We start from the raw sequence: 21553 nt of genomic DNA on the forward strand, positions 1-21553 counted from the left end.
GGGGTCCAAGCCTCCTCGCCGCAAACATTAACGCTTTCTTAACCTTTGTCACGGGGTCCGGGGGGTGTCGGGACCGGGCAATTGACAGACATGGTTAATATCCCCAAAGGGGAGTGATGACCGACCAGCCCGCCATCGACATCGCCCTCCTGCGCCTCAGGGACGCCCTCGACCTCGCGCCGCTGCTGGCCGCCTACGCCCAGGCGCTGAAGCGCGGCGCCCCGCGCCGGCCCGACCGTTACTACGCCGAGGCGCTGCTGCAGGACCGCACGGCCGAGGTGCTCGGCGCCCGCATCGACGGCAAGCTGGTCGGCTTCGCCATCTTCACCGACCTGCCGGAGCCGGTCTCGGGCATGCGCTGCGGCGCCTGCGATCACATCTACGTGCATCACGAGCACCGCTCCAAGGGCATCGCCAAGGCGATGATCGACGTGCTCGCCGACCGCGCCGAGGAACGCGGCTGGACCAAGCTGATGCTCAACGCCCCGCGCCAGCCCGAGGACGGCAGGAAACTCTACGAGCAGATCGCCGCCCCCGCCGACTGGACCAGCTACATCATCCGCTTCGACAGCAAGTAGCGGGCGGGCGCATCGCCGCGGTTCCCGAACACGCGCCTCGCCCCCGGGAAACGTTGGGCTTTGCCGGGCGCGCCGCATCCGCCCTCCTCTCCCCTCGGGGAGAGGTCGATTTGCCCCGCGATAGCGCAGCTGAGCGGTTCGGCAAATCGGGTGAGGGGGGCGCCCTCAAAGCCGGCCCTCAACGTTGGCTCGACAAATCGCCGGTTCGGCGGCATCCGCTCACCGCGAACCGCTTTCAGCCTCCCGCGTCTCTTCCAGCCGCTGCCGCGTGATCCCGATCCACTTGCGGTTGTGTTCGGCGAGCAGCCCGTCGGCCTCCAGCCGCTCGATCGTCTGCAGCGCCTTGGCATGCCATTCCGCACCCGGCGGCTGTGACGACGCCAGCCGCTGATGGGCGCGGAAGAGGTCCCAGCGCCACTGCGCATTGCCGGGGTCGGTCGCGGCCAGCTTCCGGCTGACCGCCATGCCGGCGCGGTAGTTCTCGACCGCCTCCGCCACCGCGCCGGTCTTGTAAAGCGCATCGCCGAGCGCCAGGTGCGTCACAGCAGTGAAACGCTGATGGCCGGTATGGCCGGGATTGGCGTCGCGCACCGGGATCATGCGTTGCAGGCTGGCGCGATAGTGCCGCGCCGCGCCGGCATGGTCGCCCTTTGCGGTGGCGATGTCGCCCAGAAACTCGTCGGCCAGCGCCAGGTCGCGTTGCCAGACCGGGTGGTCCGGGAAGGCCGCGGCGACCCTCGTCATCACCGCGTGCTTCTTCTCGTATTCGGCCAGCGCGGCGTCGAGGTCGCCGCGCCGCTGCAGCGCGCGGCCGATGCGCTCGTGGCCGCGCCCGATATCGAAGGCCCAGCGCGGGTCGAAGGGATGTTCGGCAGCCAGCGCCTCGGCGACCGCGAGGCCGTCGCGAAAGGCCTCCAGCGCGCCGTCGATGTCGCCCGAATCCATCTTCAGATGGCCGATATTGTAGCGCGTCACCAGGATGCCCCGCTTCAGCCCGGTGTTGTCAGGCTCCTGCGCCGATCCCCGGCGCGCCGCCGCGTTCGCCTTCAGGTAAAGCTCAAGCGCCGTCAGGCTGCGCCCGTCGGCCCATTCCATGTCGGCCAGCCCTTCCGTGGCCCAGACCTGCTGCTCGGCGGTGCCCCTGTCCTGCTCGACCAGCACCGCCGCGCGTTCATAGGCCTGACGCGCCTGCTCGCGTTTGCCGGCTGCGAGCGAGGTCTCGGCGAGCGCGATCAGCGTTTCGAGATTGTCCGGGTCGATGGCGACCGCCTGCTGGTAGAGTTCGACGGCGCGGCCGGTATCGGTCAGCCGGGCGATCGCCGCCAGATGCAGGAGCGAGGCCGCCGGCTGCGGCGATCCGGCCTCCGGATCGGCCACCGGCCCGTCGGCAAGATCGCGCCTGAAGATCGCCTCCGCGCCGCTGTCGTCGCCCTCGCGCAGGGCGGCCAGCGCCGCCTCGCCCTCGGCGCCGCGTTCGGCCAGCGCCCGGCTCGCCGCCATGATCTCGGCAAAGACGCGCCGTCGTTCGCCGTCCGACAGCGTCTGCGGGTCGTCGTAGCCGGCATTGCGCAAGAGCGCGACGACGATCTCCTCATAGTCCTGGTTGCGGGCGTTTTCGGCCTCCAGCGCCTCGACCTCGGCGCGCAGCGCGATCGCCTCGGCACTGGCCGCGCAGTCGCCGCCGCCGAGACAGGCCTCCGGCGCGCCGCCGCGAATAAGCATTTCCGGCACCTGGGTGAAGTTCGCCGCCGCGGTCTCTTTGATCACCTGCTTGCTGACCCGGTCGAAAAGCTCGCCGAAGCGGGCCTGCGGCGCCTGCTCCATCCACTGGATCAGGCTTTCGGCGAAGGGCGAATGGCCGCCGGGCAGGCCGTCCTGCGCCACCTGGCCGTTCTGCGTCGAGCTCAACAGCAGGAAGCGCGACACGCTGTCGGGAACCGCGAAGCTGCCGAAGGAAAGCGGCCGGGCGCCCCGGGTGGCGCAGCGCTGCGCCTTCAGCGGGTCGTTGCGGCAGGCATCCAGGATGACGATCTTTTCCCGCGCCCCGGCCATCTCGTTAAGCACGTCGTCGAGCATGGTGCCGCGCCGGGCCGCCAGCATGTCGCAGGCAAGTTCCATGTTGACCGGAGCGATGACATTGCCGTCGCCGGTCTGCATGCCGTGGCCGGCATAAAAGAACAGCGCCACCTCGGCATCGCGGGCGGCGAAGCCGAAATCCTCGATGGCGTCGGTCATGGCGCTGCGGTCGAGGTCGAAACATCCGGCGCGCTCGCCGTCGCAGCTCATCACCTCGAAGCCGTTCGCGGCAAGAAGTTCGGCCAGCCTTCCGGCGTCGCGGCCGGGATTGGCAAGCGGGGTCAGGTTTTCATAGGCCTGGTTGCCGATCACCAGCGCGACCCGGCCCGCGGCGCCGGCCGGCGAGGCAATGAAGAGAACGGCGCAACAAACGGCGCCGAGCAGCCCGATCGCTGATTTCGACATTCGCATGGCAAGCCCACCCTGCCGCAATTCGCGCGGCGATTGAAGCGGCCGAATACGGGCACACTGTGGCGCGACAACGGGCCGGCAGCCGCCGCGACCGGTTTCCGTCGAGTCATCGCAGCGCAGGTTGATCTTTTGCCGCCCTTGCGCATAGTTTCCGGCGTTTCGGCCGGAAAACCGGGGAAAAATCCTGAGAAAAACACTGATCCTGTTGCCCGTCCTGCTGCTTTCCGCATGCGTCGGCGTCGACACCGCCGCGACCTTCGGCTCCTCCAGCGCCGCCCATGGACGCACGGTCTACCGCTGTTCAGACGGCGCGCGAATGACCGTCGACAATCGCGGCAGCTCGGTTGTCCTGACCCTCGACGACAGCGAGCCGATCGAACTGCCGGCCTCGCCCGCCGATTCGCGCATCCGCTACGGCGCCGCTCCCTATGCACTCCTTCTCGACCGCGAGGAGGCTCTGCTGATGAAGTCCGGCGCCGAACCCAACACCTGCCGCCGCTAGACCCAGAACCACGGCAACACTGCGTTCGAAAAAGCCGCGACGGACCTTCGTTCAGGCTGCACCGACGGCTGCTAAGTGCTTCAATCGATTGAAGCGTCTGGCCTCAGACAGCGTTCGACCAAAGTCCTTGGCGGGCCGGATTTTCCGGCTTTGACGCGCTGCAAAAAGATCATTAGAAACGGGCGCGAAGCCGCTATCGGCAATCTTCCTGTCGCATCCAGCGCCTTCCGATCTGGGGGAGCCATGAGCCAGTCCACAGCCACCCGACCCGGCATGAGAGAACGCCCGCTCTCTCCCCATTTGCAGGTCTATCGCCTGATCCCGACCATGTTGATGTCGATCGTCCACCGCATCACCGGCGGCGCGCTTTATTTCGGTACCCTTCTGGTCGCCTGGTGGCTGGTGGCGGCCGCCACCTCGGAAAGCTATTTCGACTTCGTCAGCTGGGTTTACGGCTCCTGGATCGGCCGGCTGGTGCTGTTCGGCTACACATGGGCCCTGCTCCACCACATGCTTGGCGGCCTGCGCCACCTGGTCTGGGACACCGGCGCGCTGATGGACAAAAACACCTCGACAAGGCTCGCCTGGGCGACCGGCGCGGCCTCGGTGACGTTGACCGTGCTGGTCTGGATCGTCGGCTATATGGCACGCGGAGGATGACCATGAACGACATGCGCACCCCGCTCGGCAAGGTCCGCGGCCTCGGCTCGGCCAGGGACGGCACCGACACCTTCTGGCGCCAGCGCCTGACCGCGATCGCCAACGTCCCGCTGATCCTCTTCTTCGTCGGGCTGTTGATCGCGCTCAACGGCGCCAGTTACGACGAGGTCCGCGCCACGCTCGCCAATCCTTTCGTGACGCTGGTCATGATCCTGGTGCTGGTCTCGGCCCTGATCCACATGCGCATCGGCATGAAAGAGATCATCGAGGACTATATCCACGACGAGGGCCTGAAGATCGCGCTTGTCGTGCTCAATACGTTCTTTGCGTTCGCGGTGGGCGTCGCCTGCGTGTTCGCACTTCTGAAGATCGCGTTCGGAGGTTGAAGGCGCGGATGGCGGATCAGGCAAAGGCGGGCGGCAGGGCCTACGAGTTCGTCGACCACAAGTTCGACGTGGTGGTCGTGGGCGCCGGCGGCGCAGGCCTGCGCGCCACGCTCGGCATGGCCGAGCAGGGGCTGAAGACGGCCTGCATCACCAAGGTCTTTCCGACCCGCTCGCACACCGTCGCCGCGCAGGGCGGCATCGCCGCTTCGCTGCAGAACATGGGCCCCGACCACTGGCAGTGGCACCTCTACGACACCGTCAAGGGTTCCGACTGGCTCGGCGACGTCGACGCCATGGAATACCTTGCCCGTGAGGCCCCGGCCGCTGTCTACGAGCTGGAACATTACGGCGTGCCGTTCTCGCGCACCGAGGAAGGCAAGATCTATCAGCGCCCCTTCGGCGGCCACATGCAGAATTTCGGCGAGGGCCCGCCCGTGCAGCGCACCTGCGCCGCCGCCGACCGTACCGGCCACGCCATCCTGCACACGCTTTATGGCCAGTCGGTCAGGAACAACGCGCAGTTCTTCATCGAATATTTCGCCCTCGACCTGATCATGGACGATGACGGCACCTGCACCGGCGTCGTCGCCTGGAACCTCGACGACGGCACCATCCACCGCTTCGCCGCCAAGATGGTGGTGCTGGCGACCGGCGGCTACGGGCGCGCCTATCTTTCGGCGACCTCGGCGCACACCTGCACCGGCGACGGCAACGGCATGATCGCCCGTGCCGGCCTGCCGCTGCAGGACATGGAATTCGTCCAGTTCCACCCGACCGGCATCTACGGCGCCGGCTGCCTGATCACCGAGGGCGCCCGCGGCGAGGGCGGCTATCTGGTCAATTCCGAGGGCGAGCGCTTCATGGAGCGCTACGCGCCGTCGGCCAAGGACCTCGCCTCGCGCGACGTCGTCTCGCGCTGCATGACCATGGAGATCCGCGAAGGCCGTGGGGTCGGCAAGGAGAAGGACCACATCTTCCTCCACCTCGACCATCTCGACCCGGCGGTGCTGGCCGAGCGCCTGCCCGGCATCTCCGAGTCGGCCAAGATCTTCGCCGGCGTCGACGTCACCAAAGAGCCGATCCCGGTGCTGCCGACGGTGCATTACAATATGGGCGGCATCCCGACCAATTATTGGGGCGAGGTGCTGAACCCGACCAAGGACGATCCCGACCGCATCGCCCCAGGGCTGATGGCGGTCGGCGAGGCCGGTTGCGCCTCCGTCCACGGCGCCAACCGGCTCGGCTCCAATTCGCTGATCGACCTCGTCGTGTTCGGCCGCGCTGCCGCGATCCGCGCCGGCGAGGTGATCGACCGGGCGGCTGCCATTCCGGCGATCAACGAAAAGTCGGTCGACAGGATCATGGAGCGCTTCGACCGCATCCGTCATGCCGACGGCGGCACGCCGACCGCGCAGCTGCGCGACAAGATGCAGAAGGCCATGCAGGAGGACGCCGCCGTCTTCCGCACCCAGGAATCGCTGGCGCAGGGCTGCAAGCGCATTTCCGGGATCTGGGGAGAGCTTTCCGACCTCAAGGTCTACGACCGCTCGATGATCTGGAACTCCGACCTTGTCGAGACGCTGGAGCTGGAGAACCTGATGGCCTGCGCCATCACCACCGTCTACGGCGCCGAGGCGCGCAAGGAGAGCCGCGGCGCGCATGCGCGCGAGGATTTTGCCGAGCGCGACGACAAGAACTGGCGCCACCACACCCTGGCCAGGGTCGACGACAAGGGCGAGGTGGCCTTGAGCTACCGGCCCGTACACACCGAACCACTGCTGCAGGAAGCCGACGGGGGCATCGAGCTGAAGAAGATAGCGCCCAAGAAGCGGGTCTATTGATTGAGGAGACGCCGATGTCACCGCGAATTCCGATGATCCTGTCCGCTACCGCGATGACGCTGTTCGCGGCCGAAGTCGCGATGGCGGATGACGCGGCAATTCTCGCCTCCTGCAAGACCGACCTACAGCTTTCGGATTCCGGCTGCGCCTGTGTGCTGGACAAGGTTCATTCGACCTTGAACGACAAGCAGCTCGCCTTCTTCGTCGCTGCGATCAAGAAGGATACCGCCACCCAGCAAAAGGCCCAGATGGCGCTGAGCGGCGAAGAAATGATGGAAATGGCGAACTTCATGACGATGACGCCGCAACAGTGCCAGAACCAGTAGTGGAGAAGCCGGAAAATGGTTGAACTCGCGCTTCCCAAGAACTCCAAGGTCGGCGAAGGCAAGACCTGGCCGAAGCCGGAAGGCGCGGCGAATGTGCGCGAATTCCGCATCTATCGCTGGTCGCCGGACGATGACGAGAACCCGCGCGTCGACACCTATTATGTCGACATGGACGATTGCGGGCCGATGGTTCTGGACGCGCTGTTGTGGATCAAGAACAAGGTCGATCCGACGCTGACCTTGCGCCGCTCCTGCCGCGAGGGCATCTGCGGCTCCTGCGCCATGAACATCGACGGCACCAACACGCTCGCCTGCACCCGCGGCATGGACGAGATCGACGGTTCGGTGAAGGTCTATCCGCTGCCGCACATGCCGGTGGTCAAGGATCTGGTGCCCGACCTCACCGTGCCTTACGCACAGCTTTCCTCGATCCAGCCCTGGCTGCAGACGGTGTCACCGGAGCCGGCCAAGGAATGGCGCCAGAGCCATGAGGACCGCGCCAAGCTCGACGGCCTTTACGAGTGCATCCTGTGTTTCTGCTGCCAGACCTCGTGCCCGTCATACTGGTGGAACGGCGAGCGTTATCTCGGCCCTGCGGTGCTCTTGCAGGCCTATCGCTGGCTGATCGATTCAAGGGACGAGGCAACAGGCGAGCGGCTCGACAACCTCGAAGACCCGTTCCGGCTCTATCGCTGCCACACCATCATGAATTGCGCGCAAGCCTGTCCGAAGGGACTCAACCCCGCCAAGGCGATCGCCGAGATCAAGAAGATGATGGTGGAAAGGCGGGTCTGACGCCCGAAGACGCAGGCGGTTTCGCCGTTTCCGCGATCGCGTTAAGCTCGCTGCCCCGTCACGGCGCGCGAGGATGTGATCATGTCACGGCAACACGTGCGGTTCTGCAAGAGTTTTGACGGTGCCGAGATCGCCTATTCGGTAAGCGGCCGCGGCCCGGTTGTGGTGCTGATGCCAAGCTGGCTCACCCACCTTGAGTATCAGAAGCATAGCGTGGCCTGGCAACCCTGGCTTGACGCGCTCTCCTCACGCTACACGCTGGTTCGCTATGACCCACGGGGATGCGGCCTGTCCGCCCGCAACACCGACAACCTGTCGTTCGAGACCTGGATCCGCGATTTCGACAGTCTGGTCCGCACGCTCGATCTCGACAGGTTCTCGCTGGTCGGGACCTGCCAGGGTGGCGCCGTTGCCATCGCCTATGCCGGGCGCGAAAGCGAGCGTATCGACAGGCTCGTCCTCTACGGTACCTATGCCCGCGGACGGAACCGGCGCGGAGATATCGCGCTCGAACCCGAAAAGGCGAAGCTGATGCTCGAAATGCTGAAGCTCGGCTGGGGCGACGAGGATCACGCCTTCATGCGGACATTCGCCACCCAGTTTCAGCCCGAAGGCGATCTCGAGCACCTGCGCTCATGGTGCCAGTTGCAGCGAAAGGCGACCTCGCCGGCCAACGCCGTCGAACTCACTCGCGTGATGTTCGACATAGACGTCACCGAGGCGGCGGCCCGCATCCGCTGCCCCACCCTTGTCGCTCACGTCGACAGGGATGCCGTCTCGCCGTTGCGGGAAGGGCAACTGCTGGCGCAGCTCATTCCAGACGCCCGCTTTCTCCAGCTCGACAGCCCCAACCATTTCATGCTTGCCCGCGAACCGGCCTGGCGCGAACTTGTGGAAGCGCTGTACGAATTCCTGCCGTCCTCACCTGCGGCCGGACCATTCGCCGGACTCACGGCACGCGAAAGGGAGGTCATCGGCCTTCTGGCGCAGGGCCTCGACAATCGCCAAATCGGCGCGCGTCTCGACATAAGCGAGAAGACGGTGCGCAATCACGTCTCCAGCATATTCGCCAAACTGGGAGTAACGAGCCGGGCCCAGGCGGTCGTTGCCGCGCGCGATGCCGGCTACGGAACCTGATCCCGCAAATCGCCCAACCGGGACGAATGTCCCGCCTGACCTGGGCTGAAATACACCCGGCGTCGAACCGCACGGGACACCGGCCTCATTCCGGCAGGACCGCGAGCGCCTAACCTTCCAGTTCCACTTTTCGACCATTTGGAACCCGGGAGGCTATCGTGGCCATCTTTCCAAGCCCATCATGCCAGCTGGCAGTCGCGGCCATCTTTCTCGTCACTGTCCCTTCTGCCTTCTCCCAATCCGCACCGGAATTGTCGCTGGAGCAACTCAAGAGCAGCTATCTGCAATGCGAGCAGCGCGCAGAGGTGAAGATCACCTCCGGCGGGGAAGCCATGCGTTGTTCGGTCATCTACGAAGTACTGAAACAGGAGGCGTTCAACGGCGACTACGGTCGCCTAAGGGCCTGGTTCGACGATCAGGCAGCCGCCAATCCCGGCAGTTGACGGCGCAGCGCCACCGGCCCAAGGCGCGTTGCTTGCCGCACCGTCCCGCTTCTGCAACAAGAGCGTCATGGTGCCCGCCGACGACGGCAGGATAGCCAGCCGAGCGCGACGCCGATGCACATCCTGATCGTTTCCGAAGACAACTGGCTGCTCTACGACGACGCCTTCCGCGAACTGGAGGCGCGCGGCCATGTTGTGCGCCGGCTGACGCTCGCGGAGCACCGGCCGCGCGCGAAGCGCCTGCGCAAGATCGCCCGCTACCTGCCGGGCAAGGCGCTCCTCGACCTGCTGCGGCGCGAAATCGGCGCATTCCAACCCGACATCATCCAGGTGACCGCCAGCCGGGCGACTGCCCTTGCCGTGCGCCTGGCGTTGCGCGGCAATCCGCGGCCGGCGATGCTCTTCGAGCGTGGCGCCATCGGCGGGCTCGGCCTGACCAACCCGATCGACTGGCTGACCCATTTCAGCGCCCGGGTCGACGCCGTGGTGATCCCCTCCTACGCCATGCTCAACAACTGGGTCGGACGTCCCCTGCTACGGCGCGTCCTTCCGCCGGCGCGTTGCGAGGTGCTGCATCATCCCGTCCCGATGCCGGCTAACCCCTCGGCCGAAGACCGCGTCGCCTTGCGCGAGCGGCTCGGACTGCCGGCCGATGCCTTCATCGTCGGCACGGTCTGCAACGTCCGGCCGATCAAGAACCTGGTCTTCCTGGCCCGTGCAGTGCGCGCGGTCGGCGATGGCTGCCTGCTGGCCGTTGTCGGCCGGCCCGGCGACGACACCTTGCAGGCGGCGCTGAGCGAGGCGGGAGGCGACAGCCTGAGGGAGCTTGGCCCGATTCCCGACGCCGCCGGGATCATGCCCGTCTTCGACCTCTATGCGACCCCGACGCGCATGCCCGGCGAATCCTTCGGCATGGCGCCGGCGGAGGCGATGGCGGCCGGCCTTGCGGTTTTGACGATGGCCTTCGGCGGTACCGCCGACCTGATCGAGGACGGCTTTTCCGGTTTGGCGCTTCCTCCACGCGCGCAGGCCTGGACCGCCGCCATCCGCGAACTGATGCGCGATCCGGAACGGCTGGCCGCCATGGGCGCCGAGGCGCGGCGACGGATGCGGACGCGCTTTTCGGTCGAGGCGGTCGCCGACCAGCTGGAACGCATCTACGCGCGCCGCATCGCGCAGCGTGCCGGGGATGTTGGAGGCTGAGCACCCGGAGCCGGGGCTCACCACGCAGCTGCCGCGCGGATGACACCCTAAATCGGGCGCTGTAAAGAAAGGCGACGCAAGACGCTACTAGTGCAGGCGATCCTGACATGAACGACACCGTTTCGCTGCCGATCCTCAACCCGGTCGAGGCGCGCGTGCTCGGCTCGCTGGCCGAGAAGAAGGAACTGACGCCCGACGTCTATCCGATGAGCCTCAACGGGCTGGTTGCCGCCGCCAACCAGAAGACGGCGCGCGAACCGGTGATGGCGATCGAGCCGGCGCTGCTGCACAGGGCCCTGTCGCAGCTCCAGCAGAAGGGCCTGGTGCGCCAGGTGTCCGGCTCGCGCGTCGAGCGCTACGAACACCTGCTGGCGGTGCGCTTTTCTCTGACGCAGGGCCAGAGCGCGCTTCTCGCGCTGATGATGCTGCGCGGCCCGCAGACCGCGCACGAACTCCTGGCACGCAGCGAAAGGATGGCCCGCTACCGCTCGCTCGAAGAACTGAGCGGCGACCTCGACCTTCTGATGGGGCGCAGGCCGCCGCTGGTGCAACTGGTCGAGCGCGGGCCCGGCCAGCGTGAGGACCGCTACATGCACCTGCTCTCCGGTGCGGTCGCGGCGCCGGTGCGCTCCGCAGCGGTCCCGATCTCCGCCGACGGCGACGCGGCGGGCAACCTCGAAGATCGTGTCGCCGCGCTGGAAGAGCAGGTCGCCGAACTGCGACGGCAATTGGCGGCGCTGGCCGGCACCGGTTAGCGCCTTGCCTCAGTCGCGGTCGATCCTCACGATGGTCTCCGTCAGCCGGTCCGGCTGCGAAAAATAGGCCGAATGGCTGGCCGCGATGCTCTCGACTCGCTCCGGCGGGCTCGCCTCGATCAGCCTGTCCTGCAGAGCGGGCGAAACGGCCCTGTCCTCGGTCAGCCGGATATAGGCCCGCGGCACCCGGCCATAACGTTCGTCGCTCAACCGCAGCGGTTCGCCGGCAGGCCGCGACGGCTCGCGGCACAAGAGCGTGCGCGCCAGCGAGACGTCGTCGGCGCCGCAATCGGCATAGAGCGCCTCGACATGGGCCTCCGGCTTGAGCCAGTCCCAATATTCGCTGGAATTGAGCTCCAGATTGGCAGGAATGAGCGACTCCCGGTCGCTTATCGACCACTGCGCCACACGATCGCCGGCCGGCAGCATGAAGGACGCCAGGTAGACGATCCTGCGCACGCGTTCGGGATGACGTTCGGCAAGCGCCGAGGCGACGATGCCGTAGCGGCTGTGAACGACGATCGTCGTCTTTCCGTCGTCGGCGAGGTGGGCCGCCGCCGCGTCCGCCATGCGCTCGAGTCCGACCTCGGCAGGCACCGCGGGATTGCGGCCACGGCCGGGCAGGTTCACGCTAGACACGTTTCCGTGCGCGGCAAGCCGCGGCACGATCTTGTACCAGCACCAGGCTCCGTGCCAGCTGCCGTGGATAAGCAGGTAATGCGCCATGATGGTTCTCCGTTTGTGGGGCGGCGCGGTTCTGCATGGTTCGCCCGCCAACGACCACCCGATTCCGGAGCACTACCGGCACGCCAGCCGGGTCACACGCTCGTGTTAGGCCGTGAATTGCCTTGCCAGCGGCCACGATTAGCGTGACCATTCATCGTCATGGAGTTTTCCGCATGATCCGCCAGCTTGCAGCAGCCACACTGATCGCCCTTGCCGCGCCCCTGCCGCTGGCCGCGCAGGAAACCGGGACCGCCATCTTCGCCGGCGGCTGCTTCTGGTGCGTGGAATCGAACTTCGACCACGTACCGGGCGTCACCTCGACCGTGTCGGGCTATTCCGGCGGCGAGATCGAGAACCCGACCTACCAGAACCACAACGGCCATCGGGAGGTGGTGAAGATCGAGTTCGACCCCTCGAAGGTCGACTACAAGACGCTGGTCGATATCTTCTTTCGTTCCGTCGACCCGACCGACGCCGGTGGCCAGTTCTGCGATCGCGGCCATTCCTACACGACCGCGATCTACGCGCTCGACGACGAACAGCAGGCGGTGGCCGAGAAGGCCAGGGTTGAAGCCGAGGCCGAACTCGGCAAGCCGATCGTCACCCCGGTCGAACCTGCCAGCGCCTTCTGGGACGCTGAAGGTTACCACCAAGACTATTACGAGAAGAATCCGCTGCGCTACAAATATTACCGCTACGCCTGCGGCCGCGACGATCGCATCGCGGAGCTGTGGGGCGCGTCCGCCCACCAGGGCATCATGGCGCACTAGATGGCAGAGCCCGGCGTCGGCCCTGTGACGAAACGGGCCTGATCAGCGGCCGGTTTTGGCCGCGTGCGATTTCCTTTTGCGAGCAGCCTCGATGCGTTCCATCGCGATCGCCTCGGCGACGGCATCGGTCGTGCGGCCTTCGGCCGCCGCGCGGCGGAAGATGGCGCCGAGCGTCTTCGGGATGACGGCCACCCGCTTCATCGCCGCGTCGGCGTCGTAGCCAGGCGGCGTTAACTCCTCCGCGACATTGATCAGCCCGCCTGAGTTGATCACGTAGTCCGGCGCATAAAGCACGCCGCGCTGGCGCAGCCGTTCGGCATCGTCGGCAGTGGCCAGCTGGTTGTTGGCCGAACCCGCCACGATCCCGGCCTTCAGCTGCGGGATTGTCTCTTCCGACAGCACTGCGCCGAGGGCGCAGGGTGCGAAGACGTCGACATCGGCGGTGATGATGGCATCTCCCTCGACCGCCGTCGCGCCGAGATGCTCGACCGCCTTGTTGGCGCGCGCCGGGTCGATATCGGTGACGGTCAGGATGGCGCCCTCGCCCCTGAGCCGCTTGGCGAGCGACCAGCCGACCGCGCCAAGGCCCTGGACGGCCACGCGGACGCCGTCGAGCTTTTCCGACCCCCTGGCATGGCGCAGGGCTGCCTTGATGCCCAGGAAGACGCCTTGCGCGGTCACGGGCGAAGGATTGCCGCTGCCGCCGCGCGTCGTGCCGGTGACGTTGGGCGTGCGCGAACGCAGGAAATCCGCATCCTCGAGCGTCAGGCCGACATCCTCGGCGGTGATGTACTGACCGTCCAGCGCCGCCAACATCTCGGCATAGGCTTCCAGCAGTTCCGGTGTCTTGTCGGTTTTCGGATCGGCAACGATCACCGCCTTGCCGCCACCCAGCGCCAGTCCCGCCACCGCCGCCTTCAGCGTCATGCCGTGCGAAAGCCGCAGCGCATCAGTCAGCGCGGCCTCGAAACTGCCATGCGGCCACACCCGCGTTCCGCCGAGCGCCGGACCGAGCGTGGTGTCATGGACGGCCACGATCGCGGTAAGGCCGCGCTCCCGGTCGCGGCCGAGCCATATCTGCTCATGGCCGGCGAAATCCGGCAGCGCGCGCGCGTCCTCGGTGATATCCGAAAGGGTGAGTGTCGATTTGCGCCCCGGCACCTTCACGGTGCGCGGCTCAACGGCATGCAGCATGGATTTTCCTCCGCTTCGAGGCGTCCACCATCTGAATATGGGAATCCTCCGACCATATGCGAACATAGGCCGAAATCGGCGATTTTTGGTTTCGAACTCGCGATACGTGACGACCTGACCTTGCGCAAAGGGCGGCGAAGACATTCGCAATCGTGCGCGCTGGCCTCGTTCGCCCGGAACGGCGCGGCTCAGGTGAGTTTGGCCTCCAGGCTCACCTCGATGGCGCCGAGCGCCTTGGAGATCGGGCAGCTCTGCTTGGCCTTTTCCGCCAGCTCGCTGAATTTCGCGGGATCGATGCCCGGCACCGTGCCGGTGAGCGAAAGCCTGCTCGCGGTGACCTCGAAGCCGCCGCCGGAGGCAGGGCCGAACTCGACACGCGCCGAGGCCTCGAGCGCGGTGGCCGGGGTGCCGTTCTCGGCCAGGAAATGAGAAAGCTGCATCGCGAAACAGCCGGCATGCGCGGCGGCGATCAGTTCCTCGGGGTTGGTCCCCGACTGGCCGCTTTCGTCCTGGAAACGTCCCTTGAACGAATAGGGCAGGCCTGCAAGGGCGCCGCTCTGGCTGTCGAGCGTGCCCGCTCCCTCGGTGAGCGTTCCCTTCCAGACGGCTTTGGACGTACGATGCATGACTGTCTCCGTGGGTTGGCAGGCGCGCCGACACGCGCCGCCGCCCATGATAGCCGATCGCGCGCGTCGGCGTGATGGCACGGCCATGAAATTCCCGTGACGAGATGTAAGGGTCCGCGACCTACCGCCCGAGCCGGCGGTCCTGGCAAGTGCTCGGGCCGGGCGAATTGCTCAGATCGCCTCGCCGCGAAGCAGCCGCGGCGCTTCGCCGGCCAGCCCCGCCGCTTGCCTGATGAAGAAGCGCTTCAGTCCGGGCATGCGGTCGACCATTCCGAGGCCGATGTCGCGGACCGCGCGCAACGGGCCGAAATCGTTGGAAAACATTCGGTTCAGCACGTCGGTGGTGATCCCCATCTGCACGGTGTCGAAGCGCCGCCAGCGTGCATAGCGTTCCAGCACGTCGAGCGCGCCGATATCCTCGCCGAGCCGTCCGGCCTCGACCACCACTTCCGCAAGCGCCGCGGCGTCCTTGAAGCCGAGATTGAGCCCCTGGCCGGCGATCGGATGGATGCCGTGGGCGGCATCACCCACCAGCGCCAGTCGCGGCGCCACGAACTCGCGCGCCAGCGTCAGGCCGAGCGGCCATGCACGCGGCTTGCCCTCGACGCGGATCTCGCCCAGCTTGAGCCCGAAGCGCAGCTCCAGCTCCGCTTCAAAGACGATCTCGTCCTCCGCGACCAGCCGCTCGGCTTCCTCGGTGCGCTCGGTCCATACGATCGACGAGCGATTGCCGGTCAGGGGCAGGATCGCGAACGGCCCCGAGGGCAGGAAATGCTCCTCCGCGCGGCCGTTGTGCGGCCTTTCGTGCGCGACGGTGCACACGATGCCGGACTGGCCGTAGTCCCAGTGCACCGTCTTGATGCCGGCCATGTCGCGCAGGCGCGATTTCACGCCGTCGGCGGCGACCAGAAGCCGAGCCTCCACGTTCGCGCCGTCAGCCAGTGCCACGGTGACACCGGCCGGCCCGGTGTCGAAACCCGCGACGGCGACCCCCTCGACGATGTCGATGCCGAGTTCAGCGGCGCGGCGGCGCAGGGCGCCATTCAGCACCTTGTTCGGCACCATGTGCGCGAACGGCTCGCCGTCGGCAACCTCGCCATCGAAGGTCAGGAAAACCGGCCGCACCGGGTCCGAGGTGCGTGAATCCGTGACGATCATTTCCGTCATCGCCTGCGCCTCGGGGGCGATCTCGTCCCAGCAGCCGAGCTGCGACAGCATCCGGCAGGCGGCCGCCGCGATCGCCGAGGCGCGGGTGTCGCGCTGCCACACGCCGGCGGGCGCGGCATCGGCCACGGTAATGCGCTGCTCGGGCCGGGCGGCGGCAATCGCGACGGCGGATGCCAGGCCGACATAGCCGGCGCCCGCGATCAGGATGTCGATCCGCTCGTCCTTGCCAGTCTTCGCCATCAGTTCGTCATCTCCGCTATCAGCCTCCCGCTTGACTTCCGCCTGTTCAACTGGTCGAAACCGCCAAGTCTGAACAATCAGGCGTATCGACGAGCGGGGACGTGGCGATGTCGCCAGCCATGCAGGAACTTCTGGCCATTCTCGACCTCGAGCGGCTGGAACACAATCTGTTTCGTGGTCGCAGCCCCCAGACCGCGTGGCAACGCGTCTTTGGCGGCCAGACCATCGGCCAGGCGCTGGTGGCGGCGCAGCGAACCGTCGAGGCGGATCGCCAGGTGCATTCCCTGCACGGCTATTTCATGCGGCCCGGCGACACCCAGGTGCCGATCGTCTACGAGGTCGACCGCATCCGCGACGGCGGCTCCTTCACGACACGCCGGGTGGTCGCGACCCAGCACGGCAAGGCGATCTTTTCGCTGGAGGCGTCGTTTCAGCTCAGCGAGCCCGGTCTCGACCACCAGTTCCCTATGCCGCTCGACGTGCCGCCGCCGGAAGAACTCAAGACGCAGCGCGAATTGCTCGACCACATGGAGAATGTGCCGGACATCATCCGCCGCTTCTGGGCGCGCGAACGGCCGCTGGAGATCAAGCCGGTCAATCTCGAGCATTATGTCACCCGTGAAAAACTGCCACCGAAGCAGAACATCTGGCTACGCACTACCGGCCCCGTACCCGACAGCTGGCCGCTGAAGGCGGCCGTCCTTGCCTATCTGTCGGACATGACGCTGCTCGACACGTCGACCTTCGCCCATGGCCGCGCCATCTTCGATCCCGACCTGCAGGTCGCGAGCCTCGACCACGCCATGTGGTTCCATCGCGAACACACGCTCGACGACTGGCTGCTCTACACTCAGGACAGTCCCTCGGCGTCCGGCGCACGCGGCTTCACCCGCGGCGCCATCTACGGCCGCGACGGCGTCCTGATCGCTTCCGTGGCGCAGGAAGGGCTGATCCGGCCGCGCACCAAGCCCGCGAACTAGGCAAAAATCCGAATCTGCACATATTTTGTGCAGTTCGCTTTTACGCAGGCGCAGCAACAGCCTGCCGGGCTGTTGAATTGGCCAACAAATCCAGAAAGTTAACACTTCGTTGCCGAATCTGGCACGGAGCTTGAATCACCCTTCTCACTCTTCGGCCGTCAGCGGCGGTCGCAGTGCGAACGAACGCGGGGGACCCGCAACAAACGAAGGGTGAAACCTGATGAAAATCGTGATGGCTATCATCAAGCCGTTCAAACTCGACGAGGTCCGCGAAGCGCTGACCAATGTCGGCATCCAGGGCCTGACCGTCACCGAGGTGAAGGGCTACGGGCGACAGAAAGGTCATACGGAAATCTATCGCGGCGCCGAATACGCCGTCAGCTTCCTGCCGAAGGTCAAGATCGAGGTCGCGGTCGGCTCCGACATGGTCGACAAGGCCGTGGAGGCGATCGGCAGCGCCGCCAAGACCGGCCAGATCGGCGACGGCAAGATCTTCGTCTACGGGATCGACCAGGCCGTGCGCATCCGCACCGGCGAGACCGACGTCGATGCGCTCTAGACGCCATTTCGATTTCAAGGAGACAGTCATGACCATTCCAACCCTCATCAAGCGCGGGATCGGGCCCGCCATGCTTGGCGGTGCCGGCCTGGCCGCCTTTGGTACGCTGACGGCTTTCGCGCAGGAGACCGCCGAACAAGCCGCTCCCGTCATGGACAAGGGCGACGCCGCCTGGATGATGACGGCCAGCCTTCTGGTTCTCTTCATGACCATGCCCGGGCTGGCGCTTTTCTACGGCGGGCTCGTGCGCGCCAAGAACATGCTGTCGGTGCTCATGCAGTGCACGATGATCGCCGCCATCGTCATGGTGATCTGGGTGCTCTGGGGCTATTCCTTCGCCTTCGGCGGCGGCACCAGCCCGTTCTGGGGCGGCTTCGGCAAGCTGTTCCTCGCCGGCGTTGATTCGAATTCCACCGCGGCGACCTTCACCGACGGCGTGGTGCTGCCTGAGTACATCTTCATCTGCTTCCAGATGACCTTCGCCGTGATCACGCCCGCCCTGATCGTCGGCGCCTTCGCCGAGCGCATCAAGTTCTCCGCGGTGGTGGTCTTCACCATCCTCTGGGTGACGTTCGTCTATTTCCCGATCGCGCACATGGTCTGGGATGGCGCCGGCTACCTCTTCAACCTCGGCGCGCTCGACTTCGCCGGCGGCACGGTGGTGCACATCAATGCAGGCATTGCCGCCCTCGTCGGCTCCATCATGGTCGGCAAGCGTGTCGGCTACGGCAAGGACAACATGGCGCCGCATTCCATGACCCTGACCATGGTCGGCGCGTCGATGCTGTGGGTGGGCTGGTTCGGCTTCAATGCCGGCTCCAACCTTGAGGCAACGAGCGGCGCGGCGCTTGCCATGATCAACACCTTCGTGGCCACCGCCGGCGCGACCATCGCCTGGGTGGTGATCGAAAGCCTCGTGCGTGGCAAGGCCTCGATGCTGGGCGCGGCTTCCGGCATCATCGCCGGCCTCGTCGCCGTCACGCCGGCCTGCGGCTCGGTGGGTCCGATCGGCGCGATCGTGCTCGGAGCCCTAGCCAGTGCGGTGTGCTACTACTTCGTCGCCGTCGTGAAGATCAAGATGGGCTACGACGACTCGCTCGACGTGTTCGGCATCCACGGCATCGGCGGCATCGTCGGCGCCATCGGCACCGGCATCTTTACCGCGCCGGCACTTGGCGGCACGGGGGGCGAGGATTTCTCGATCGCCTCTCAGGTCTGGATCCAGATCGTCGCCGTCCTCGTGACCGTCGTCTGGTGCGGCGTCATTTCGGCCATCCTGTTCAAGATCGTCGACCTGGTCGTCGGCCTGCGGCCGACCGAGGAAGCCGAGCGTCAGGGGCTCGACCTCACCTCGCACGGCGAGGCCGCCTACCACTCATAGGCCATGAGACCGCGGGGAGGGGCCTCTGGCCTCCCCTCGCAATCTTTCGCAAGAGGCCCGGCCCGCGCTGGGCCTCTTTTTTGTGCGCCGCCCGGCGCCGGCGCCGGCATGGTTAATGCCGCTTTAACCCTGGCTTCCTAGTGTGTGCGTGGACCCGCCCCGCACCTGTGGCGCGGACGGCGGTCCGCGTCTGAAGGAACCACGCATGCGACCAGGCAATTCGGCGACGTTCGCCCTCTCCGGCATCGGCCACGGCATCCAGAGTTTCCTGCAACGCCTGATCCTGCGGGCGGCGGGCGTCGCGCTGCTTTGCCTTTGCGGTTTCGCGGTCGCGGCACTCGCCACCTGGAACGTCGCCGACCCGAGCTTCAGTCACGCCACCGACAATGTCGTCACCAACGCCATGGGCTATCCCGGCGCGATCTTCTCCGACATCGGCATGCAGTTCTTCGGCCTTGCCTCGGTCGCCGCCCTGGTTCCGGCCTTCGCCTGGGGCCTTTTCATGATTGCCGCGCGGTTGCCCGACCGGCTGCCAAGGCGGGGCGTCGCATGGCTGGTCGCGGCTATCCTGGCGTCGGCGGTCGCGGGTTGCTTCTCGGCGCCGCCGACCTGGCCGCTGCCGACCGGACTCGGCGGGGTCTTCGGCGACATGGTGCTGAAACTGCCGGGGCTCTTCGCCGGCGGATACCCGCAGGGCATCTTCGCCGTCCTGACCGGCGCCCTGTTCGGGTTCCCGGCGCTCTGGCTTGCCCTTTTTGCCGCCGGCATCCTCGCCCGGCGCCCACAACCGCAGGACGAAATAGCCGATGCGGCGGATGACCTGGAAGACGACATCGAGGCCGACGACGACGATGAAAGCGACGGCGCCCTGGCGCTCGGCGCGGTCGTGCACTGGTGGCTGTCTGCGCGCGCCTTCGTCCGCCGGCTTTCCGCACGCCACCGCATGCCCCATGACGACGAGGACGATGTTGACGGCCTGATGGATCTTTCCGACGTTCGGCCCGGCCGGCGCGTCGAACCGGAGTTCGATATGTCGCGGGCGGCCGAACCCTTCATGCCCGAACCCGGCGATTTCGATTTCGCAACCGAAATGGCTCCGGACGATTTCCCGGATGAGCCGGTGGCCGCCGCCGCACGGGTCGAAAACCCGGCGCCACGGCCGAAGCCAGGTGTGCGGGTACAGCGTGAGGCGCAGACCTCCTTCATCGGCATGGCCGAGTTCGAGATGCCGTCGCTGCATTTCCTCGCCGAGCCCAAGAACATGGCCCGCGACCCGAGCCTGTCGAAGGATGCGCTGGAGCAGAATGCCCGCCTGCTGGAAGGCGTCCTTGAGGATTTCGGGGTCAAGGGCGAGATTATTCATGTTCGCCCCGGCCCCGTCGTGACGCTTTACGAGCTGGAGCCGGCCCCGGGCATCAAATCCTCGCGCGTCATCGGCCTTGCCGACGACATCGCCCGCTCGATGAGCGCGATCGCCTGTCGTGTTGCCGTCGTGCCGGGCCGCAACGCCATCGGCATCGAACTGCCGAACGCACGCCGCGAGACCGTCTTCCTGCGCGAACTCCTGGCCTCGCGCGACTATGAGCAGACCAAGGCCAGGCTCGGCCTCGCGCTCGGCAAGACCATCAATGGCGAGGTGGTGATTGCCGACCTCGCCAAGATGCCGCATCTGCTGGTGGCCGGCACCACCGGCTCGGGCAAGTCGGTGGCGATCAACACCATGATCCTGTCGATCCTCTATCGCATGAAGCCGGAACAGTGCCGGCTGATCATGATCGATCCCAAGATGCTCGAGCTCTCCGTCTATGACGGCGTCCCCCATCTGCTCACCCCGGTCGTCACCGATCCGAAGAAGGCGGTGGTGGCGCTGAAGTGGACCGTGCGGGAGATGGAGGACCGCTACCGCAAGATGTCGAAGGTCGGCGTGCGCAACATCGACGGCTTTAACCAGCGCGTCGCGCAGGCCGCCAGGAAGGGCGAATCGATTTCGCGCACGGTCCAGACCGGCTTCGACCGCGACACCGGCGAGGCCATCTACGAGACCGAGAGCCTCGACCTGGCACCGCTTCCTTACATCGTCGTCATCATCGACGAGATGGCCGATTTGATGATGGTGGCCGGCAAGGACATCGAGGGCGCCGTCCAGCGTCTGGCGCAGATGGCGCGCGCCGCCGGCATCCACGTCATCATGGCCACGCAGCGTCCGTCGGTCGACGTCATCACCGGCACCATCAAGGCGAACTTCCCGACCCGTATCTCCTTCCAGGTGACCTCGAAGATCGACAGCCGCACCATCCTCGGCGAGCAGGGCGCCGAACAGCTGCTCGGCATGGGCGACATGCTCTACATGGCCGGCGGCGGCCGCATCCAGCGCGTGCACGGTCCGTTCGTTTCCGACGACGAGGTCGAGAAGGTGGTCGCCCATCTGAAGCTGCAGGGCGTTCCCGAGTATCTCGACGCCATCACCGAGGAAGACGAGGACGGCGAAGACGGCGGCGCGACGGGTTCCGGCGGCGGCAACATCGACAATTCCGAAGATCCCTACGACCAGGCCGTCGCCGTGGTCTTGCGCGACGGCAAGGCGTCCACCAGCTATATCCAGAGACGGCTCGGCATCGGCTACAACCGCGCCGCCTCGATCATCGAGCGCATGGAGCAGGAGGGCATCGTCGGGGCCGCGAACCACGCCGGCAAGCGCGAGATCCTGGTTCCGACCGAAGACGACAAGTTCTGACCGGGCCGTGCAGACAAACTAACGCCGCACTCCACGCCTAGGTGAGCCCAATGCACGTTTGGA

General features: G+C 66.4%; 21 protein-coding genes. 16 read left to right on the forward strand and 5 right to left on the reverse strand.

What is annotated here, in order from left to right; translation table 11 throughout:
- The first annotated feature begins 116 nt into the window (after positions 1-116).
- Positions 117-578 (forward strand): GNAT family N-acetyltransferase, encoded by a 462-nt coding sequence (locus FQ775_RS18245; RefSeq protein WP_146300363.1) that lies wholly within the window; start codon positions 117-119, stop codon positions 576-578.
- Between the two features lie 219 nt (positions 579-797).
- Here FQ775_RS18245 and FQ775_RS18250 read toward each other — a convergent pair whose 3' ends face one another.
- The gene (locus FQ775_RS18250) at positions 798-3059 is read right to left on the reverse strand and encodes a caspase family protein (RefSeq protein ID WP_167813046.1); all 2262 of its coding nucleotides are present in this window, start codon (positions 3057-3059) and stop codon (positions 798-800) included.
- Between the two features lie 211 nt (positions 3060-3270).
- Here FQ775_RS18250 and FQ775_RS18255 point away from each other — a divergent pair, with 211 nt between their 5' ends.
- The 10 genes from FQ775_RS18255 to FQ775_RS18300 all read left to right on the forward strand — a co-directional run bounded on the left by FQ775_RS18255 (position 3271) and on the right by FQ775_RS18300 (position 11113).
- The gene (locus FQ775_RS18255; RefSeq protein WP_146300365.1) at positions 3271-3567 is read left to right on the forward strand and encodes an MliC family protein; all 297 of its coding nucleotides are present in this window, start codon (positions 3271-3273) and stop codon (positions 3565-3567) included.
- 243 nt (positions 3568-3810) lie between these two features.
- Positions 3811-4227, forward strand: coding sequence for a succinate dehydrogenase, cytochrome b556 subunit (gene sdhC, locus FQ775_RS18260; RefSeq protein ID WP_146300366.1), 417 nt, complete (start codon positions 3811-3813; stop codon positions 4225-4227).
- A gap of 2 nt (positions 4228-4229) precedes the next feature.
- Positions 4230-4613, forward strand: a complete 384-nt coding sequence (gene sdhD / locus FQ775_RS18265; RefSeq protein ID WP_146300367.1) for a succinate dehydrogenase, hydrophobic membrane anchor protein — start codon at positions 4230-4232, stop codon at positions 4611-4613.
- Between the two features lie 8 nt (positions 4614-4621).
- Positions 4622-6454: a succinate dehydrogenase flavoprotein subunit gene (sdhA, locus tag FQ775_RS18270; RefSeq protein ID WP_146300368.1), complete on the forward strand. Its 1833-nt coding sequence runs from the start codon at positions 4622-4624 to the stop codon at positions 6452-6454.
- Positions 6455-6468: 14 nt separating this feature from the next.
- Positions 6469-6780, forward strand: coding sequence for a hypothetical protein (locus FQ775_RS18275; protein WP_146300369.1), 312 nt, complete (start codon positions 6469-6471; stop codon positions 6778-6780).
- 15 nt (positions 6781-6795) lie between these two features.
- Complete coding sequence (locus FQ775_RS18280) at positions 6796-7575, forward strand: succinate dehydrogenase iron-sulfur subunit (RefSeq protein ID WP_146300370.1); 780 nt, start codon at positions 6796-6798, stop codon at positions 7573-7575.
- A gap of 81 nt (positions 7576-7656) precedes the next feature.
- Positions 7657-8712 (forward strand): alpha/beta fold hydrolase, encoded by a 1056-nt coding sequence (locus FQ775_RS24025; protein ID WP_146300371.1) that lies wholly within the window; start codon positions 7657-7659, stop codon positions 8710-8712.
- Between the two features lie 158 nt (positions 8713-8870).
- Positions 8871-9155 carry a hypothetical protein gene (locus FQ775_RS18290; RefSeq protein ID WP_146300372.1) on the forward strand — a complete coding sequence of 95 codons (285 nt, stop codon included), beginning with the start codon at positions 8871-8873 and terminating at the stop codon, positions 9153-9155.
- 114 nt (positions 9156-9269) lie between these two features.
- The gene (locus tag FQ775_RS18295) at positions 9270-10358 is read left to right on the forward strand and encodes a glycosyltransferase family 4 protein (RefSeq protein WP_146300373.1); all 1089 of its coding nucleotides are present in this window, start codon (positions 9270-9272) and stop codon (positions 10356-10358) included.
- Between the two features lie 107 nt (positions 10359-10465).
- The gene (locus FQ775_RS18300; protein WP_146300374.1) at positions 10466-11113 is read left to right on the forward strand and encodes a YceH family protein; all 648 of its coding nucleotides are present in this window, start codon (positions 10466-10468) and stop codon (positions 11111-11113) included.
- Positions 11114-11122: 9 nt separating this feature from the next.
- Here the strand turns inward: FQ775_RS18300 and FQ775_RS18305 are convergent, their stop codons facing one another.
- A complete protein-coding gene (locus FQ775_RS18305; RefSeq protein ID WP_146300375.1) occupies positions 11123-11839 on the reverse strand; it encodes an alpha/beta fold hydrolase in 717 nt (238 codons plus the stop codon).
- A 173-nt stretch (positions 11840-12012) separates the two neighbouring features.
- Between FQ775_RS18305 and msrA the strand changes: the two genes are divergently transcribed.
- Positions 12013-12609, forward strand: coding sequence for a peptide-methionine (S)-S-oxide reductase MsrA (gene msrA / locus FQ775_RS18310; RefSeq protein ID WP_146300376.1), 597 nt, complete (start codon positions 12013-12015; stop codon positions 12607-12609).
- Between the two features lie 42 nt (positions 12610-12651).
- Here the strand turns inward: msrA and FQ775_RS18315 are convergent, their stop codons facing one another.
- The 3 genes from FQ775_RS18315 to FQ775_RS18325 form a co-directional block, all read right to left on the reverse strand.
- Entirely contained in the window at positions 12652-13803 is a 1152-nt protein-coding gene (locus FQ775_RS18315; protein WP_146300377.1) for a Leu/Phe/Val dehydrogenase, read from the reverse strand.
- A 188-nt stretch (positions 13804-13991) separates the two neighbouring features.
- Positions 13992-14429, reverse strand: coding sequence for an OsmC family protein (locus tag FQ775_RS18320; protein ID WP_146300378.1), 438 nt, complete (start codon positions 14427-14429; stop codon positions 13992-13994).
- A gap of 171 nt (positions 14430-14600) precedes the next feature.
- Entirely contained in the window at positions 14601-15836 is a 1236-nt protein-coding gene (locus FQ775_RS18325; RefSeq protein WP_146300379.1) for a ubiquinone biosynthesis hydroxylase, read from the reverse strand.
- Between the two features lie 107 nt (positions 15837-15943).
- Here FQ775_RS18325 and tesB point away from each other — a divergent pair, with 107 nt between their 5' ends.
- From tesB to FQ775_RS18345, 4 genes are all read left to right on the forward strand, one after another.
- Positions 15944-16816 (forward strand): acyl-CoA thioesterase II, encoded by an 873-nt coding sequence (tesB, locus tag FQ775_RS18330; protein WP_146300380.1) that lies wholly within the window; start codon positions 15944-15946, stop codon positions 16814-16816.
- A 220-nt stretch (positions 16817-17036) separates the two neighbouring features.
- Positions 17037-17375 (forward strand): P-II family nitrogen regulator, encoded by a 339-nt coding sequence (locus tag FQ775_RS18335; protein WP_146300381.1) that lies wholly within the window; start codon positions 17037-17039, stop codon positions 17373-17375.
- Positions 17376-17445: 70 nt separating this feature from the next.
- Positions 17446-18756: an ammonium transporter gene (locus FQ775_RS18340; protein WP_167813184.1), complete on the forward strand. Its 1311-nt coding sequence runs from the start codon at positions 17446-17448 to the stop codon at positions 18754-18756.
- A gap of 205 nt (positions 18757-18961) precedes the next feature.
- Positions 18962-21490: a DNA translocase FtsK gene (locus tag FQ775_RS18345; RefSeq protein WP_146300383.1), complete on the forward strand. Its 2529-nt coding sequence runs from the start codon at positions 18962-18964 to the stop codon at positions 21488-21490.
- Positions 21491-21553 lie beyond the last annotated feature (63 nt).

This window comes from Nitratireductor mangrovi, assembly GCF_007922615.2.
GTDB lineage: Bacteria > Pseudomonadota > Alphaproteobacteria > Rhizobiales > Rhizobiaceae > Mangrovimarina > Mangrovimarina mangrovi.